Below are 17,373 nucleotides of genomic sequence, written 5' to 3'. Positions count from 1 at the left end.
TGAGGCGGCGCCGGGGGGCAAGTCAGCCCATCGCTTCGAGCGCGTCGAGGGATTCCGGCAGGATCTGGCCGCCGTCGATGATGAGGCTCTGGCCGGTGACATAGGCGGCCTCCTCGGTGGCGAAGAACAGCGCCGCATTGGCGATATCCTCGACCGTGCCGAGGCGCTTCATCGGCACCGAGGCCGCCATCTTCGCGGTGTAGTCTGCGCCGAGATCGGCGAGGCCCTCGGTGGCGATGTTGCCGGGCAGCACGGCATTCACGGTGATGTTGGAGGGCGCGAGCTCGATCGCCGCGGTGCGCATGAAGCCGAGCTGGCCGGCCTTGCTCGCTCCGTAATGCGACCAGCCGGGAAAGCCGGTGACCGGTCCGGTGATCGACGAGGTCAGGATGATGCGGCCGGACTTCTGCGCCTTCATCGCCGGCAGGCAGGCCGACACCGCCAGGAAGGTGCCTTTCAGATTGGTGCCGATGACCTGGTCGAAGTCGGCCGCCGTCATCTCGCCGAGCTTCGCCGAGGGAAAGATGCCGGCATTGGCGCAAAGGACGTCGATCGTGCCGTAGCGCTCGAGCGCTGCCGCCGCCATCGCATCGGCAGCCTCCGGCTCGGCGACATCGGCTTCGAAGGCGCTGGCATGGCCGCCGATCTCGGCGGCGACCTTCTCGGCATCGGCGAGGCTGCGCGAGACGACGAGGACGTTGAGTTCCGCCTCGCCGAACCTTTTGGCGATGCCCCGGCCGATGCCGCGGCTGGCGCCGGTGACGATGACGGTCTTTCCCTTCAGCGATCTGTACATGTCGCGCTCCTCTCTTGTCGTGTCTTTCGCCGCGGTTGTCGCGGGCCGCCCGGCGGGCCTGCGCCAGGCGTCACGCCCGCAACACCGCGCGCATGCCGCGCTTCTGCCCGAACTGGCATGCCGAATGCTTGGGCAACGGCCATGGCTGCCGCTCGAGGCATCATAGCTCTTGACGCATCGCAAAAAAATGTTGTGAAGTCCACATCGCGACGTTCGATATGCCACATCGAATGACGGACATGCCAAGTTTTTGGCGGCCGCACGCCCGCCGAGTGACGAGAGGGACCGATGACGAATTTCAACCGACGCGACACGCTCAAGATCCTCGGCGCCGGCGCCCTTGCCGCGGGCGCGCCGCTCGGCTTTCCGGGCGCGGCCCTTGCCGCCCGCGAGAAGGAACTGAACATCTTGTGCTGGGAGGGCTACAACTCGGCGCAGGTGCTCGACCCCTTCCGCGAGAAGGAGGGGGCGACGGTGAAGGCCGAGAGCCTCACCAACGATCCGACGATGATCAACCGGCTGCGCTCGGGCGAGAGCAAGGTCTGGGATCTGATCAACGTGAACAATCCCTGGGCACGCAAGATCATGTATCCGGAAAAGCTGATCAAGCCGCTGCCGAAGGACGAGTTCATGCCGTACTTCGACAAGATGCTGGAGCAGTTCCATCCGCCCTACAAATGGGCGATGAGCGACGACGGCAGCGAGCTGCTAGGCATGACCCAGCGCTTCGGCCCCTACAGCTATGTGGTCAACACCGACAAGATCAGCCGCAAGACCGCCGAGGAGACCGGCTGGGACCTCTTCAACGACGAGAGCCTCGCCGGCAAATACGGCATTCTCGAATCAGACGACTGGAACGTCTTCAACATCTTCCTGGTCGCCGGGCTCGACCCGTTCAAGGAGCACTCGCCGGAGGAGATGAAGGCCTTCGAGGACACCGCCCTGAAGGTGTTCAAGGGCGCCAAGCTGATCGGCGACATCGCGACGATGAACCAGGCGCTGATCTCCGGCGAGATCGACCTGCATATGACCGGCGGCACCTATTCGGTCTCGCCGGCGCGGGCCGACGGCTTCCCGGAGATGCGGGCGATCACGCCGCTGAAGGGCCCGATGAACGGCAAGGGCGGCGTTTCCTGGATCGAGGTGACCTCGACGGTGAACAACCCCGAGCTCTCGCCGCTGGCCCCGGAATTCCTCAAATACGTCCAGGATCCGGAAGTCGCCCACACGGTGGCCTTTGCCGAGGGCACCTTCAACCCGGTCGCCCAGATGGGCAACAAGGCCTGTTTCGACCTGTTCACCAAGGACGAGCTCGACGCCATCCAGTGGGACAGCCTCGAAGAGGAGATGGCCCGTTCGGTCGAATACGACATCGTGCCGGACTACGAGAAGGCGCTCGACCTGATGAACAACGCCAAGCGCCAGCGCAGCTGAGCGCTCCGGGCCGGCGCGGGGCGCGCCGGCCCGATCTTTCCCGATGCGAGAAGCGGCAGCCGCCAAGCCGATGAACATGACCTGGACTGAGCAGAGCGAGACGGCCCGCATGGGCGCCGGGCAGAGCGAGACGGCCCGCGCGGGCGGGGGGCGCCCGGGCGAGGGGGCGGACAGGCCGGCGCTGCCGGTGCTGCAGCTGGTCGGCGTTTCCAAACGCTTTGACGACTTCACCGCCGTCGACGACATCTCGCTCGACATCCGCGAGGGCGAGTTCCTGACCATCGTCGGGCCGTCCGGCTCCGGCAAGACGACGCTTCTGCGGATGCTTGCCGGGCTGGAGCAGCCGTCGGAGGGCAACATCACGCTGCGCGGCACGCTGATCAACGACCTGCCGGCGCGCCGGCGGCCGACCTGCCTGGTCTTTCAGTCGCTGGCGCTGTTCCCGCACATGACCGTCGGGCGCAACATCGAGTTTCCGCTGAAGGCGAAGGGCGTCTCCGCCGCCGAGCGCAAGGCGCGGGCGCTGGAGCTCCTGCGCATGGTGCGGCTGCCGGAGGCCTATTACGGCAAGAACGTCATGACCTGCTCCGGCGGCGAGCGCCAGCGCGTCGCGCTTGCCAGGGCCTTTGCCTATGACCCTGACGTCCTGTTCTTCGACGAGCCGCTCTCGGCCCTCGACTACAAGCTGAAGAAGCTGCTCGAGAAGGAGCTGAAAGACCTTCACAAGGAGACCGGCAAGACCTTCGTCTACATCACCCACTCGCTGGAGGAGGCGATGGTGATGTCCGACCGGATCGGCGTCATGCGCGCCGGCAAGCTCGTCCAGGTCGGCAGCCCCGACGCGATCTACGGCCAGCCGCAGAACCGCTTCGTCGCCGAATTCGTCGGCGAGGTGAACGTTATCGGCGTCACCCTTTCGAACGGCGCATGGCTGTCGCAGGAGACCGCGGAGCCGGTCCGCCTCGTGCTCCCCCAAACAATGGCCGGGGCCGAGCGGGCGGCCGTCGTCATCCGGCCGGAATACATGAAGTTCCTCGCGGCGCCCGGCGATGCCGACAATGTCGTCAGCGGCCGGGTCTACAACGAATATTCGCTCGGCTCGCGCATCCAGTACCAGGTGCGGGCGGGCGAGCGGGTGTTCCTGATCGAGATGTCGCGCTCGCAGATCCGCCCCGGCACCGGCGACGGCGAGGTGCTGATCGGCTGGAACGCCGAAGACGCCATCGTCGTGGAGGCCTGAGCGATGAGCGACGCGACGCTCGGCACCTCGTCAACAGTCAGGGAGAAACAGGGCAAAGAGCGGCAGGGCCGGAGCGCGCTCCGCCACCTTTCGCTCCCGGCGGGGGCGCGCTGCGCGAGCCCGATCCTCCTGTTCATGGCGCTCGGCTTCCTCGCGCCGCTCCTGACTGTGATCGGCTTTGCCTTCGCCGAGCCCCGCAGCTTCGCGGTGTTCGAGAGTTTCACGCTGCGGAACTTCGCCGAGATCTTCAATCCGGCCGACACGGTGTGGATGTCCTTCGCCTGGTCGCTGGCGCTGGCGCTCCTGACCGTCGCGGCGCTGCTCCTGATCTGCTACCCGATCGCCTACGGCCTGGTGCGGGTCTTCGGCCGCTGGTCGTCGCTGGTCAGCATCGCCTTCGTTTTCCCGCTGTTCATCTCGGAGAACGTCCGGCTCTATGGCTGGACGCTGTTCTTCATCAATCACGGGGTGCTCGACGGGCTTTTGGCGGGCATCGGGCTCTCCGGCCCCAACGTGCTGTTCACGCCGGAGATCACGCTGTTCGGGATGATCTACACCTATCTGCCCTTCATGCTGTTTCCGATGACGCTGGGGCTGTCGATGGTGCCGGGCGACCTGATCGAGGCGGCGCGGGACTTCGGCGCCGGCCGGCTGATGATCTGGCGGGAGATCGAGCTGCCGCTGGCGATGCCCGGCATCCTGATCGGCGCGCTTCTGACCTTCGTCCTCGCCGCCGGCGCGGTGGCGGAGGCGAAGATCCTCGGCGGCCAGTCGGTGATCATGATCAGCCACGACATCGAGAACGCCTTCACCTATTCGCAGAACTGGCCGCGCGGCGCGGCGCTCGCCGTGCTTCTGATGATCGTCATCGGCGGGCTGTCGATGGCGGTGATGGCGCGGCTCGACCTCGACCGCATTCTCGGCCGCAGGTGACGCGATGGATCGAAGCCGCCCCCGCCGCTCGCATCTGATGATCTGGATCTGGACGATCTTCGTCGCCGTGGCGATCTACCTGCCGGTCGCCTGCGGCGCGCTCGCCGGGCTGTCGAAGGGCCGCTACTTCCTTTTCCCGATCCGCGCCTACTCCTTCGAATGGTGGCAGAAGACGCTCGATTCGCTGGAGATCCAGCGGATCGTCCAGACCTCGATCCTGATCGCGCTGATCGTCACCGTCGTCTCGCTGGTGCTCGGCTTCTTCGGCGCGCTCGCCTTCGCCAGGTTCGACTGGCGCGGCCGGCGGCTCTACCAGAAGCTTCTGCTGCTGCCGATCTTCTTTCCCCAGCCGGTGCTCGGCCTGGCGCTGCTTCTGTGGTTCAACACGCTCGGCATCCAGCCGAGCTGGCACACGGCGATCGTCGCCCATCTCGTCTGGATCGTCCCGGTCGTCACGCTGGTGATCGCCATCCAGGTCTACGGCTTCGACCCGGCGATGGAGGAGGCGGCGGCCGATCTCGGGGCAGGGCGCTGGATGATCCTCAGGGACGTGACCCTGCCGATCCTCTGGCCGGGCATCTGGTCCGGGGCGCTCTTCGCCTTCCTGCTCTCCTGGGGCAATTTCCCGCTGTCGCTCTATACGGCGGGCGCCGACTCGACGATCCCGAAATGGCTCTATTCGAAGATGGTCGCCGGCTATACGCCGATGGTGCCGGCGCTCGGCACGATGAGCACGCTCGCCGCGGCGACGCTGCTTCTGGCGGGCGGCGCCATCGCCGGCTTCGTCAAGGCGCGGCGGGCGCGCTGAGGCCGGCAGAAGGGACCGGCGTCAGCCGACCGTGACGCTGACATGGTGGCGGTCGATCGCCGCCTGCAGCTGACCGTTCGGAGCCGCGTCGCTGACCAGCGCGTCGATCTGCTTCCACCTCGCCCAGCGCGATGGAAACACGCGGCCGAATTTCGAATGGTCGGCAACGAGCACCGAGCGCGCCGAGCGGGCGAGCATCGCGCCATAGACGGCGCCGGCCTCGATCAGCGCGTCGGTCGGCCCTTCCTCGGTGAGGCCGCTCGCACCGAGCACCACGGCGTCGGCGAAGAACTCGTTCAGGAAGCCGACCGTGTGGACGCCGACCGTCGCCCCTTCGGTGCCGTCATAGGTGCCGGGGGCGATCAGCGTCGAGATCGTCGGATTGAGCGCCAGCACCGTCGCGACGCCGAAGGAATGGGTGATGACGGTGATGTTGGTCCGCTCGACCGCCAGTCGCCGCGCCACGTGGACGGTGGTCGATCCCGAGCCGATCATGATGACATTGGCCGGCCTCAGGATCTCCATCGTCGCCCGGGCGATCCGCTCGCGCTCGGCGACCAGCAGCGTGTGCCGCTCGGTGACGGAGGGCTCGGTGCCGAGGGCGCGGATGGCGCCGCCATAGGTGCGGTTGAGCTGGCCCTGGCGGGTGAGCTCGTCGAGATCGCGGCGGATGGTTTCGGTGGAGACGGCGAGCCGATCGGCCAGATCGGCGATGCGAAGGCTCGGCGAGACGTTCAGTTCGGCAAGGATCTGGGACTGGCGTTTGGCTTTGCTGACTCTCATCGCTCTCCGACCGGCTGCGGAACCCGTCCCATCGATAGAACGGCCGCCGGGCCATTGATAGACCGGACGGCTCCCCGCCCGCCGGTCCGTCGCGAATGCCGCCGCGAAAACGGAACGGCCGCCGGATGCGCGAGGCGTCCGGCGGCCGAGTGGGTCGATGCTTCAAGATTGTCGAAAGGCGGCCCGGCGAGGGGCTGGGGTCGCAGGCCCGGCAGAGGGCCCGAAAGCGCTTGGGCTCCCGGTCTTCGGCCGGCTATCGCCGTCTCGCCCTTGCGAGAAATCAGAGGCCGAAGGGCACGTAGCTCTGCGACTTCGCCTCGGCGCGGGCGCGGCTGTCGAGGAAAGCCATGATCATCGCCCACAGGCCGCGGGTCTCGCTGGTGTGGGTCGGGGAGAAACTTGCGTGGGTCGTCGGCATTTTCGGGCTCCTTCTAGGGATCTGCAGGGTGGCTCGCTGCTGGGCTTGTATCTGGCATGCCAGAGCTGCGCGCACAACGCAGGGCAGTGCATGGCTGACCCAGCGTCATTGCATAGCGGAAGGTGTTGGAACGGTAGAGGGCGGTCTCTTCAGATCTCTTCCGCGCGTCGTCGGCCGCAAATGTCCGACCGGTCGCGGATGCCGAAATGCGCCGCTGGGGATGCCAGTGATTCCGGAGCCGCGCGAGCCCGGCCTCTGGCCGGAACGCCTGCATATGAAGGGCTCATGACAGGCGGGAAAAAAGTTGTTTGACAATTGGTATCTGGCATGCCAGCAATAACGGCGTAGGAGCGATGGCGAGGAGGTCTATTGCACACTGCATCCCGCACCAGCCGAACGGTCATCGCTCGCCTGGTCAACGGCAACAGGCCGTAAAAAGCAAGACATTACTTCAGCCTCTGGCGCCGTAACCTTCGCGGATACGGAACGAACGCGATCGTCTGTCCCTCCGCCGCAAGGCGGGTTGGAGCGGGTCGCGAGCTGGAAACCTGCGCCGCCGAGCACCCTGGGAGTGCCGCGGAACGGGGAAGTTGCGCCCAAACGGCGCGGAAGGATCCAGGGGCGGCCTGTCCGGCCGCCCATCGCAGGCAAATCGCAAAGGCCGGCAAACGGCCGCAAGACTTTCGGGAGGAAGAACAAGATGTCGGCAGTGGCCAAGATCGTCGAGACGGACGACACCGAGGATGCGGCGGCGCCCGCGCAGACCGACGGGTTCCATCTTCTCATCGACGCGCTGAAGCTCAACGGTCTCAACACGATCTACGGCGTTCCGGGGATACCGATCACCGATCTCGGGCGTCTCGCCCAGGCCGAGGGGATGCGGGTCATCTCCTTCCGCCACGAGCAGCACGCCGGCAATGCCGCGGCGATCGCCGGCTTCCTCACCAAGAAGCCGGGCATCTGCCTGACGGTTTCGGCGCCGGGCTTTCTCAACGGCCTGACGGCGCTCGCCAATGCCACCACCAACTGCTTCCCGATGATCCTGATCAGCGGCTCGTCGGAGCGCGAGATCGTCGATCTCCAGCAGGGCGACTACGAGGAAATGGACCAGCTGGCCATCGCCAAGCCGCTCTGCAAGGCGGCGTTCCGGGTGCTGCATGCCGAGGATATCGGCATCGCCGTCGCCAGGGCCGTGCGCGCCGCGCTCTCGGGGCGGCCGGGCGGCGTCTATCTCGACGTGCCGGCAAAGCTCCTGTCGCAGGTGATCGATGCCGATCTCGGCGAAAGGTCGCTGGTCAAGGTGATCGACGCCGCGCCGGCGCAGATCCCCGGTCCCGATGCGGTGTCCCGCGCCATCGACGTTTTGAAGGGCGCCGAGCGGCCGCTGATCATTCTCGGCAAGGGCGCCGCCTATGCCCAGGCCGACGAGGCGATCCGCGCGCTGATCGAGGAGAGCGGCATTCCCTACCTGCCGATGTCGATGGCCAAGGGGCTCCTGCCGGACACCCATCCGCAATGCGCCAGCGCGGCCCGCTCGCTGGTCCTGAAGGACGCCGACGTCGTCGTCCTGATCGGCGCGCGGCTGAACTGGCTCCTCTCCCACGGCAAGGGCAAGAGCTGGGGGGCGCCGGGTTCGAAGCGCTTCATCCAGATCGACATCGAGCCGAAGGAAATGGACAGCAACGTCGAGATCGCCGCGCCGCTGGTCGGCGACATCGGCTCCTGCGTCGAAGCGCTGCTCGGCCACGTCTCCAAGGACTGGAAGGCACCGCCTTCGGCCTGGATCGAGACGATCGAAGGCAAGAAGAACGACAACCTCGCCAAGATGGCGACCAAGCTCGGCAAGAATTCGATCCCGATGGACTTCCACAGCGCGCTCGGAGCGCTGAAGACCATCGTCAAGGACCGGCCCGACGCGATCCTCGTCAACGAGGGCGCCAACACCCTCGACCTCGCCCGCGGCATCATCGACATGTACCAGCCGCGCAAGCGCCTCGATGTCGGCACCTGGGGCATCATGGGCATCGGCATGGGCTTTGCCATCGCCGCCGCGATCGAGACCGGCAAGCCGGTGCTGGCGGTTGAGGGTGACAGCGCCTTCGGCTTTTCGGGAATGGAGATCGAAACGATCTGCCGCTACCAGCTGCCGGTCTGCGTCGTCGTCTTCAACAACAACGGCATCTATCGCGGCACCGACGTCAACCCGACCGGCGGCAAGGACGTCGCGACGACGGTGTTCGTCGAAAATGCCCGCTACGACCAGATGATGGCGGCCTTCGGCGGCGTCGGCGTCAACGCCACGACGCCGGACGAGTTGTCCCGCGCGGTCGCGGAAGCAATGGACTCCGGCCGGCCGACCCTCGTCAACGCCGTCATCGACCCCGCCGCCGGAACCGAAAGCGGCAATATCGGCAAGCTCAACCCGCAAAGCGCCGTCGGCAAGAAACCGAAGGCCGCCGGCTGAGGCTGGCCGCGGCGCGCCGGACCTTCGGGAGAGGCCCGGCGCCAGAGACAGGCATTCGCGGCAGGCAATGCCCGCCGCCAAGACAAAACGCGGAGGAAATCATGAAAGCTCTCGAGGGCGTCAGAATTCTCGACTTCACCCATGTCCAGTCCGGACCGACCTGCACGCAGCTCCTGGCCTGGTTCGGCGCCGACGTGATCAAGGTCGAGCGACCCGGCACCGGCGATGCGACGCGCGGCCAGCTGCAGGACGTCGAAGGCGCCGACAGCCTCTATTTCACCATGCTGAACCACAACAAGCGGTCGATCACCCTCGACACCAAGACCAAGGACGGCCGCGAGATCCTCGAAGGGCTGATCAAGGTCTGCGACGTTCTCGTCGAGAATTTTGCCCCCGGCGCGCTCGACCGCATGGGTTTCTCCTGGGAGCGCATCAACGAACTCAATCCGGCGATGATCGTCGCCTCGATCAAGGGCTTCGGCCCCGGCCCCTATGCCGACTGCAAGGTCTACGAGAACGTCGCCCAGTGCACCGGCGGCGCCGCCTCGACCACCGGTTTCCTCGGCGGCCTGCCGCTCGTCACCGGCGCCCAGATCGGCGATTCCGGCTCGGGGCTGCATCTGTGTCTCGGCATCGTCACGGCGCTGTTCCACCGCACCAAGACCGGAACCGGCCAGAAGGTTTCCGTCGCCATGCAAGACGGCGTCCTCAATCTCTGCCGGGTCAAGCTGCGCGACCAGCAGCGGCTGCAGTCCGGGCCGCTCACCGAATACAGCCAGTATGGCGAGGGCATCGACTTCGACGACGCGGTGCCGCGCGCCGGCAACGATTCCGGCGGCGGCCAGCCCGGCCGCATCCTCAAATGCAAGGGATGGGAGAACGACCCCAACGCCTACATCTACTTCATCGCCCAGGCGCCGGTGTGGGAAGCGATCTGCGACGTCATCGGCGAGCCCGGCTGGAAGACCCATCCCGACTACGCCAAGCCGAAGGCACGGCTGACCCGCCTCAACCAGATCTTCGAGCGGATCGAAGCCTGGACGATGCAGTACACCAAGTTCGAGGCGATGGAGATCCTCAACAAGCTGAACGTGCCCTGCGGCCCGATCCTGTCGATGAAGGAGATCGCCGAGGACGAGTCGCTGAAGGCGACCGGCACGCTGGTCGAGGTCGATCACCCGGTGCGCGGGCCGTATCTCTCCGTCGGCAACCCCATCAAGCTGTCGGCGAGCCCGGCGGAGGTGCGTCGCTCGCCGCTGCTCGGCGAGCACAACGAAGAGATCCTTCGCGACGTCCTCTCCTATGACGACGCCCGGGTCGCCGCGGTGACGGCCTCCGGCGCGATGGGCAATCCGCAGCAGCTTGCGGCCGAATGAGACCTGCGGGGCCGGGGCGAAAGCCAGCCCGCATCGGCCCCGCGACATCGTCTGCCCGACACGACGATAAAAGTAAGAGGGCAGGACGGTAGCCATAGGCAGCGCCTTCGCCGACTGGCATCATGCATCCCAAAACGGCCGCTTCGGTGCTTACTCGCAGCGGCCCGGGAGATGGCAGGCAACAGGACGTTCGAGGCCAGTGATGTTCTGACACCACTCTTGGGAGGGAGTCGTCATGAAACTTCATGAATTTCAGTCGAAATCATTTCTGGCGCAATACGGCATCGCCATTCCGGCGGGCAGCGTTGCGACGAGCGCCGCCGAGGCGCGGGCCCATGCCGAAAGGCTTGGGGGCCAGAGTTTCGCCGTCAAGGCGCAGATCCCCGCCGGCGGGCGGGCAGCGGCCGGCGGCATCAGGATCGTCGAAGGCGCCGAGGCGGTGGAGATGGCCGGTGCCGAGCTCATCGGCGCGCGGATCGTTACCGAACAGACCGGCCCGGACGGCTACGCGGTGCGCCGCGTCCTCGTCGAGGAGAGCGTCGCGGGCGCCGCGAGTTTCTATCTCAGCGCCATGATCGACCCCTCGGCGGCCGAGATCGTCATTCTCGGGGCGATCGGCGGCGACACCGACATCGAGGCGAATGTCCGCGAAGGGCGGACCACCGTCGAGCGCCTCGCCGTCGATCCGGATGGCGGCATCGATGCCGATGCGGCAGACGACTTCGCGCGGCGGCTCGCCGTTCCCGAGGACCGCCGCGGCGCATTTTGTTCCCTCCTTGCCAATCTCGCCAAGGCGCTGATCGGCCTCGACGCGACGCTCGCCGAGATCAACCCGCTGGTGCTGACCGGCGCCGGTGACTTCGTCGCCCTCGATGCCAAGATCATCCTCGACGACAACGCCCTGTTCCGCCATCCGGACCGGCCCGTGCCGGACCCGGTCGAGGCGACCGGCGATCTCGAGGAGAGCGCCGAGCGCCACCGGATCAACTACGTCCGGATGAACGGCGACATCGGCCTCGTCGCCAATGGCGCCGGGCTCGGCATGGCGACCCTCGACCTGGTGCGCGCGGGGGGCGGCCAGCCCGCCAACTTCATGGATATCCGCACCACCGCGACCAGCCTCGACGTCGCCCACGGCATATCGCTGCTTCTCGACAACCCGGCGGTGCGGGTCATCCTGATCAACGTCCATGGCGGCGGCATGCAGGCCTGCGACACGGTCGGCGACGGCCTCGGCATCGCGATGCGCCGTTCGAACCGCAAATGCCCGGTGGTCGTGCGCTTTGCCGGCAACAATGCCGATTTCGCCCGCGCCAGGCTCGCCAATTTCGGCTGCCCGATCATCGACTGCCCCGACATGTGGTCGGCCGCGGAGAACGCCGTGCGGCTCGCCCGCCCGGTCGAGCCGCCGAAGTCGATCGCCTTCTTCGAGCGCCGGGAGGCGGTGGCAAGATGACGAGCGTCACGAAAACCGCGTCCGGCGGGTCGATCCCGCAGAAGGGGAGCTGAGGCGATGTCGATCCTCGCAGGCAGCCAGAGCCGCGTCCTCGTCCAGGGCATGACCGGATGGGCCGGGCGGCACTATTCCTCATCGATGCTCGACTACGGCACGAAGGTCGTCGCCGGGGTGACCCCCGGCAAGGCCGGCATGCGCTTCCTCGACCTGCCGATCTATGGCGACGTCGCCACCGCGACGCGTGAGCACAGGATCGACGTCAGCATCGTCTTCGTGCCGCCGGACCATGCCGGCGCGGCGATGATCGAGGCGATCGAGGCGGAGGTGCCGGTGATCGTCACCGTCACCGAGCGGGTGCCGCTGCACGACATGCTGAAGGTGCGCGCCGCGCTCGCCGGATCGCGCTCGACGCTGGTCGGACCGAACTCGCAGGGGATCCTGTCGCCCGGCCAGTGCAAGATCGGCGTCATGGCGACGGCCAGCGCCAGGCCCGGCCGCGTCGGCGTCATCTCCCGATCGGCCTCGCTGACCAGCGAGGTGATCGCCCAGATCAGCGCCGCCGGGCTCGGCCAGTCGACGACCGTCGGCATCGGCGGCGACCCGATCTGCGGGCTTACCATGCACGACTGTCTCTCGCTGTTTTCGAAGGACCGGGACACCGACGGCGTCGTCGTCATCGGCGAGATCGGCGGCAGCCAGGAAGAGGAACTCGCCGACTTCATCGCCGAGGCCCGGCCGAAGATGCCGATCGTCGCGACGGTGGTCGGCAGATGCGCGCCGCCGAAGCGCCGGATGGGCCATGCCGGCGCCTTCGCCGCGGCGCCGAGCGACGCCGACGGCAAGATCCGCGCGCTGGAGCGGGCCGGCGTGACCATCGCGCCGTCGCCGCATCTCATCGGCGAAACCATTCGCAACGCCCTGCGGCACGCCGACGGCGCGGCGTCGCAGGTCGCTTAGGGCCACAGACGACCCGCCGGCCGGGAGGGGCCGGTGGGCACAGCAAATCGGAGGGAAATAGCAGCAAGAGACGGGCCGCAGATCGATCGGGCGATCCCCGGTCACAAGCAAAGCCCGGCAGGACTACCAGACAAGATCTTCTGTTTTCATGAACAATCAAGGCAACGCATTTGTCTATAAAGGGAGGAAGGCATGGTAGACGCAATCCATGACGAGCCGGCTGCGGAGCCGGTGAGCGACAGCTTCAGATGGACGCAGCTCGCGATCGGCGTCGTCTGCATGGTGATGATCGCCAATCTGCAATATGGCTGGACGTTCTTCGTACCGGAGATCGTCCAGAAATACGGCTGGACGCGTGAGGCGATCCAGTGGTCGTTCACGCTGTTCGTGCTGTTCGAGACCTGGCTCGTTCCGGTCGAGGGCTGGTTCGTCGACAAATACGGACCGAAGAACGTCATCATGTTCGGCGGTGTCCTCTGCGGCATCGGCTGGATGGTGAACTCCCAGGCCGACTCGATCTTCATGTTCTGCGTCGGTCAGGTGATCGCCGGCATCGGTGCCGGTGCGGTCTACGGCACCTGCGTCGGCAATGCGCTGAAGTGGTTTCCCGATCGCCGCGGCCTCGCCTCCGGCATCACGGCGGCCGGCTTCGGTGCGGGTTCGGCGCTGACGGTGTGGCCGATCCAGGCGACGATCGCCAATTACGGCTTCGAAAGCGCCTTCTTCAGCTTCGGGCTCGGACAGGGCATCGTCGTCGTGGTGCTGTCGTTCTTCCTCATGGCGCCGCGCAAGGGACAGGTGCCCGAGCCGACCAACAAGGGACCGATCATCCAGTCGCGGCGGCAGTTTCTGCCGACCGAGGCGATCAGGCATCCGATCTTCTGGCTGATGTACGCCATGTTCGTCATGGTCGGCGTCGGCGGCCTGGTGGTGACGGCCAATCTGGCGCCGATGGCGAAGGATCTCGGCGTCGCGACCGTGCCGCTCTGGCTCGGCATCCCGGCCCTCACCCTCGCGGCGACGCTGGACCGCATCCTCAATGGCGTGACCCGGCCGATCTGCGGCTGGATCTCCGACAAGATCGGACGCGAGAACACCATGTTCATCGCCTTCGCGATCGAGGCGGTGGGCATCTATCTTCTCTATCTCTATGCCCACAATCCGGTGCTGTTCGTCATTCTCAGCGGAACGGTGTTCTTCGCCTGGGGTGAGATCTACAGCCTGTTCCCGTCGACCTGCACCGACACCTTCGGCTCGAAGTTCGCCACCACCAATGCCGGCCTGCTCTATACGGCCAAGGGAACGGCGGCTCTGCTGGTGCCCTTCGGGACGGGGCTTGCGGCCAGCGGCAACTGGGGACCGGTGTTCATCATCGGCGTCGTCCTCAATGCGATCGCCGCACTGCTCGCCATCGGTGTCCTGAAACCGATGCGGGCGGGGATGATCCGAAGATCCGCGCAGGATCCGACGCTGCAGCCGGCAGAATAGGCCTCGAGCCGGCGGCCCTCGCAAAGGTGCCGCCGGCCCACCGCCCCGTCCGGGCGGAACTCGGAACGATCGCCCGGCGTCGTGAAACGAAGACCCCGAGCGGGACCGGGCACCTGCCCACCGCGCTCGGGTTCCAGGCCGGAAGATCGAGGGCCGGCGGCCCGCTTCCACCCAGGGCCGGCATCCAGACTTTTCGACAGCCTCGCCGAGAGGGACCACGCCGCGACGCTGCGTGTCGAACACCCGACCGGCCGACGTCATGTCACATCATCTGGCATTACGGATGCCAATACTGAGGCGGCGATCGCGGCGCCGCCATCCCGGAACCACCGAAACCCGGTGACAACGCCTGAATGGAGACAATCATGCTCGATAGATCCGCAATTCGCGGCCTGTTCGACAAGGTCAAATCGGAAGGGCGCGACGCGCTCACCGCGCCGGAAGGCAAGATCCTCTGCGACGCCTACGGCATCAAGGTGCCGCAGGAAGGCCTCGCCAAGACCGCCGACGAGGCGGTGTCGCTGGCAGGCTCGATGGGCTTTCCGGTGGTGATGAAGATCGTCTCGCCGGACATCCTCCACAAGACCGAGGCCGGCGGCGTCGTCGTCGGCGTCAAGTCCGAAGAGGAGGCGCGGGCGAGCTACGACAAGATCGTCGCCAACGCCAAGACCTACAAGTCCGACGCCAGGATCGCCGGCATCCAGGTGCAGCAGATGCTGACCGGCGGCCAGGAGATCATCATCGGCGCGGTGACCGACGGCAGCTTCGGCAAGCTGGTCGCCTTCGGCCTCGGCGGCGTGCTCGTCGAGGTGCTGAAGGACATCACCTTCCGCATGGCGCCGGCGACCCGCGAGGACGCGCTGTCGATGCTCGACGGCATCCAGGCCGCCGAAATGCTGAAGGGCGTTCGCGGCGGCGAGGCCGTCGACCGCGAGGCGCTGGCCGACATGATCGTCCGGGTGTCGCAGCTCGTCTCCGACTATCCGGAAATCGTCGAGCTCGATCTCAATCCGGTCTTCGCCACCAAGGACGGCGCGATCGCCGCGGATGTGAGGATCGTCGTCGACTTCGATCAGCCCGAGCCGCGGCCCCGCCCGGCCAAGGAAGAGATCGTCGCCGCGATGAACAAGATCATGCGTCCGCGGGCGGTCGCGGTGATCGGCGCCTCGGCCGAGGCCGGCAAGATCGGCAATTCGGTGATGAAGAACCTCATCAACGGCGGCTACAAGGGCGAGATCTATCCGGTCCATCCCAAGGCCGAAGAGATCCTCGGCTACAAGGCCTATCCGAGCGTCACGGCGATCCCCGGCGACGTCGACACCGCGGTCTTCGCGATCCCGGCGAAATTCGTCGCCGGCGCGCTGAAGGAGTGCGGCGAGAAGAAGATCCCCGGTGCCGTGCTCATTCCGTCCGGCTTTGCCGAGGCCGGCGCGCCGGAGCTGCAGGACGAGATCGTCGCGATCGGCCGCGAATACAACATTCGCCTGATGGGGCCGAACATCTACGGCTTCTACTATACGCCGGAAAATCTCTGCGCGACCTTCTGCACCGCCTTCGACGTCAAGGGATCGGCGGCGCTGTCGTCGCAGTCCGGCGGCATCGGCATGGCGATCATCGGCTTCTCGCGCTCGGCCAAGATGGGCGTCTCGGCGATCGTCGGCCTCGGCAACAAGTCGGACATCGACGAGGACGACCTGCTCTGCTTCTTCGAGCAGGACGACAACACCAAGATCATCGCCCAGCATCTGGAAGACCTGAAGGACGGACGTGCCTTCGCCGAGGCGGCGAAGCGGGTGTCGAAGACCAAGCCGGTCGTCGTCCTGAAGGCCGGGCGCACCTCGGCCGGCGCCAAGGCGGCCTCGTCCCATACCGGGGCGCTTGCCGGCAACGACAAGATCTATGAGGACGTCTTCAACCAGTCCGGCGTCATCCGGGCGAAGTCGCTGCGCCAGCTCCTGGATTTCGCCCGCGGCGTGCCGGTGCTGCCGACGCCGAAGGGCGAGAACGTCGTCATCATCACCGGTGCCGGCGGCTCGGGCGTCCTCCTGTCGGATGCCTGCGTCGACAACAAACTCAGCCTCATGACGATGCCGGACGACCTCGACGCGGCCTTCCGCAAGTTCATCCCGCCCTTCGGCGCTGCCGGCAATCCCGTCGACATCACCGGCGGCGAGCCGCCGCAGACCTACAAGAACACCGTCAAGCTCGGGCTCGAGGACGAGCGCATCCACGCCCTCATCCTCGGCTACTGGCACACCATCGTCACGCCGCCGATGGTGTTTGCCAAGCTGATGGTCGAGGTGAAGGACGAGATGAAGGCAAAGGGCATCGAAAAGCCGATGGTCGCCTCGCTCGCCGGCGACGTCGAGGTCGAGGAAGCCGCCGAATATCTCTACGCCCACGGCATCCCGGCCTATGCCTATTCGACCGAACTGCCGGTCGAGGTGCTCGGCGCGAAATATCGCTGGGCCCGCGGGGCTGGGCTCCTCTAGGCGGCTGGCCCGTCACCGACCCGGGGCTTCCGCAACAGATGCGGGAGCCCTTTCCTTGCCAAGCTCTCAGACCTGCGGGATCGTCCATGAACATTCACGAATACCAGGCCAAGGAAGTGTTGAAATCCTTTGGCGCGCCGGTCGCCGCCGGCATCGCCGTCACCGGCGTCGATGCCGTTGAGGCGGCGGTGGGACGCCTGCCTGGACCCGTCTACGTGGTGAAGAGCCAGATCCATGCGGGCGGGCGAGGCAAGGGCAAGTTCAAGGAGCTCTCGCCCGACGCCAAGGGCGGCGTCAGGCTGGCGAAGACCGTCGAGGAGGTGGTCGCCAACGCCCGCGAAATGCTCGGCAACACGCTGGTCACCAAGCAGACCGGCGACGCCGGGCGGCAGGTCAACCGCCTCTATATCGAGGACGGCGCCGACATCGAGCGCGAGCTCTATCTGTCGATCCTCGTCGACCGCTCGGTCGGCCGCGTCGCCTTCGTCGCCTCCACCGAGGGCGGCATGGACATCGAGACCGTCGCCGAGGAGACGCCCGAGAAGATCGTCACCGTGGCGATCGACCCGGTCGCCGGCGTCACCGCCACCGATGCCGAGAAGCTGTGCGCGGCCCTCAATCTCGGCGGCGCCGCCAAGGTCGACGGCATGCAGCTCTTCCCGATCCTCTACAAGGCCTTCACCGAGAAGGACATGAGCCTTCTCGAGATCAACCCGCTGATCGTCATG

The 17,373-nt window shown here is 66.6% G+C and carries 14 protein-coding genes; 11 read left to right on the top strand and 3 right to left on the bottom strand.

What is annotated here, in order from left to right:
- Window positions 1–22: 22 nt before the first annotated feature.
- The gene (gene fabG, locus E3C22_RS23015; RefSeq protein WP_134764233.1) at window positions 23–796 is read right to left on the bottom strand and encodes a 3-oxoacyl-ACP reductase FabG; all 774 of its coding nucleotides are present in this window, start codon (window positions 794–796) and stop codon (window positions 23–25) included.
- 288 nt (window positions 797–1,084) lie between these two features.
- Between fabG and E3C22_RS23010 the strand changes: the two genes are divergently transcribed.
- The 4 genes from E3C22_RS23010 to E3C22_RS22995 all read left to right on the top strand — a co-directional run bounded on the left by E3C22_RS23010 (window position 1,085) and on the right by E3C22_RS22995 (window position 5,211).
- Window positions 1,085–2,230: an ABC transporter substrate-binding protein gene (locus E3C22_RS23010; RefSeq protein WP_134764232.1), complete on the top strand. Its 1,146-nt coding sequence runs from the start codon at window positions 1,085–1,087 to the stop codon at window positions 2,228–2,230.
- A 76-nt stretch (window positions 2,231–2,306) separates the two neighbouring features.
- Window positions 2,307–3,470 (top strand): ABC transporter ATP-binding protein, encoded by a 1,164-nt coding sequence (locus E3C22_RS23005; RefSeq protein ID WP_245515154.1) that lies wholly within the window; start codon window positions 2,307–2,309, stop codon window positions 3,468–3,470.
- A 3-nt stretch (window positions 3,471–3,473) separates the two neighbouring features.
- The gene (locus E3C22_RS23000; protein WP_134764231.1) at window positions 3,474–4,403 is read left to right on the top strand and encodes an ABC transporter permease; all 930 of its coding nucleotides are present in this window, start codon (window positions 3,474–3,476) and stop codon (window positions 4,401–4,403) included.
- Window positions 4,404–4,407: 4 nt separating this feature from the next.
- Window positions 4,408–5,211, top strand: coding sequence for an ABC transporter permease (locus E3C22_RS22995; protein WP_134764230.1), 804 nt, complete (start codon window positions 4,408–4,410; stop codon window positions 5,209–5,211).
- 21 nt (window positions 5,212–5,232) lie between these two features.
- Here the strand turns inward: E3C22_RS22995 and E3C22_RS22990 are convergent, their stop codons facing one another.
- Together E3C22_RS22990 and E3C22_RS24605 are read right to left on the bottom strand one after the other, a co-directional pair.
- Window positions 5,233–5,994 (bottom strand): DeoR/GlpR family DNA-binding transcription regulator, encoded by a 762-nt coding sequence (locus E3C22_RS22990; protein ID WP_134764229.1) that lies wholly within the window; start codon window positions 5,992–5,994, stop codon window positions 5,233–5,235.
- Window positions 5,995–6,274: 280 nt separating this feature from the next.
- A complete protein-coding gene (locus E3C22_RS24605; protein ID WP_167591879.1) occupies window positions 6,275–6,412 on the bottom strand; it encodes a hypothetical protein in 138 nt (45 codons plus the stop codon).
- A 700-nt stretch (window positions 6,413–7,112) separates the two neighbouring features.
- Between E3C22_RS24605 and oxc the strand changes: the two genes are divergently transcribed.
- The 7 genes from oxc to E3C22_RS22955 form a co-directional block, all read left to right on the top strand.
- A complete protein-coding gene (gene oxc, locus E3C22_RS22985) occupies window positions 7,113–8,876 on the top strand; it encodes an oxalyl-CoA decarboxylase (protein WP_134764228.1) in 1,764 nt (587 codons plus the stop codon).
- 98 nt (window positions 8,877–8,974) lie between these two features.
- The gene (gene frc / locus E3C22_RS22980) at window positions 8,975–10,252 is read left to right on the top strand and encodes a formyl-CoA transferase (protein ID WP_134764227.1); all 1,278 of its coding nucleotides are present in this window, start codon (window positions 8,975–8,977) and stop codon (window positions 10,250–10,252) included.
- Between the two features lie 235 nt (window positions 10,253–10,487).
- Entirely contained in the window at window positions 10,488–11,708 is a 1,221-nt protein-coding gene (locus E3C22_RS22975; RefSeq protein WP_134764226.1) for an ATP-grasp domain-containing protein, read from the top strand.
- Window positions 11,709–11,765: 57 nt separating this feature from the next.
- On the top strand, window positions 11,766–12,665 hold the full coding sequence (locus E3C22_RS22970; protein WP_134764225.1) for a succinate--CoA ligase subunit alpha: 900 nt from the start codon (window positions 11,766–11,768) through the stop codon (window positions 12,663–12,665).
- Window positions 12,666–12,857: 192 nt separating this feature from the next.
- The gene (gene oxlT, locus E3C22_RS22965; RefSeq protein ID WP_134764224.1) at window positions 12,858–14,153 is read left to right on the top strand and encodes an oxalate/formate MFS antiporter; all 1,296 of its coding nucleotides are present in this window, start codon (window positions 12,858–12,860) and stop codon (window positions 14,151–14,153) included.
- Between the two features lie 365 nt (window positions 14,154–14,518).
- Entirely contained in the window at window positions 14,519–16,645 is a 2,127-nt protein-coding gene (locus E3C22_RS22960; RefSeq protein ID WP_425365006.1) for an acetate--CoA ligase family protein, read from the top strand.
- 86 nt (window positions 16,646–16,731) lie between these two features.
- The coding region (locus E3C22_RS22955) for an ATP-grasp domain-containing protein (RefSeq protein ID WP_342635636.1) at window positions 16,732–17,373 on the top strand (642 nt) is incomplete at its 3' end.

It is taken from the genome of Jiella endophytica (assembly GCF_004519335.1).
GTDB classification, from domain to species: Bacteria; Pseudomonadota; Alphaproteobacteria; order Rhizobiales; family Rhizobiaceae; genus Jiella; species Jiella endophytica.
Note: the sequence above shows the minus strand (reverse complement) of the source record. Positions and strands in the feature narration are given on the sequence as shown.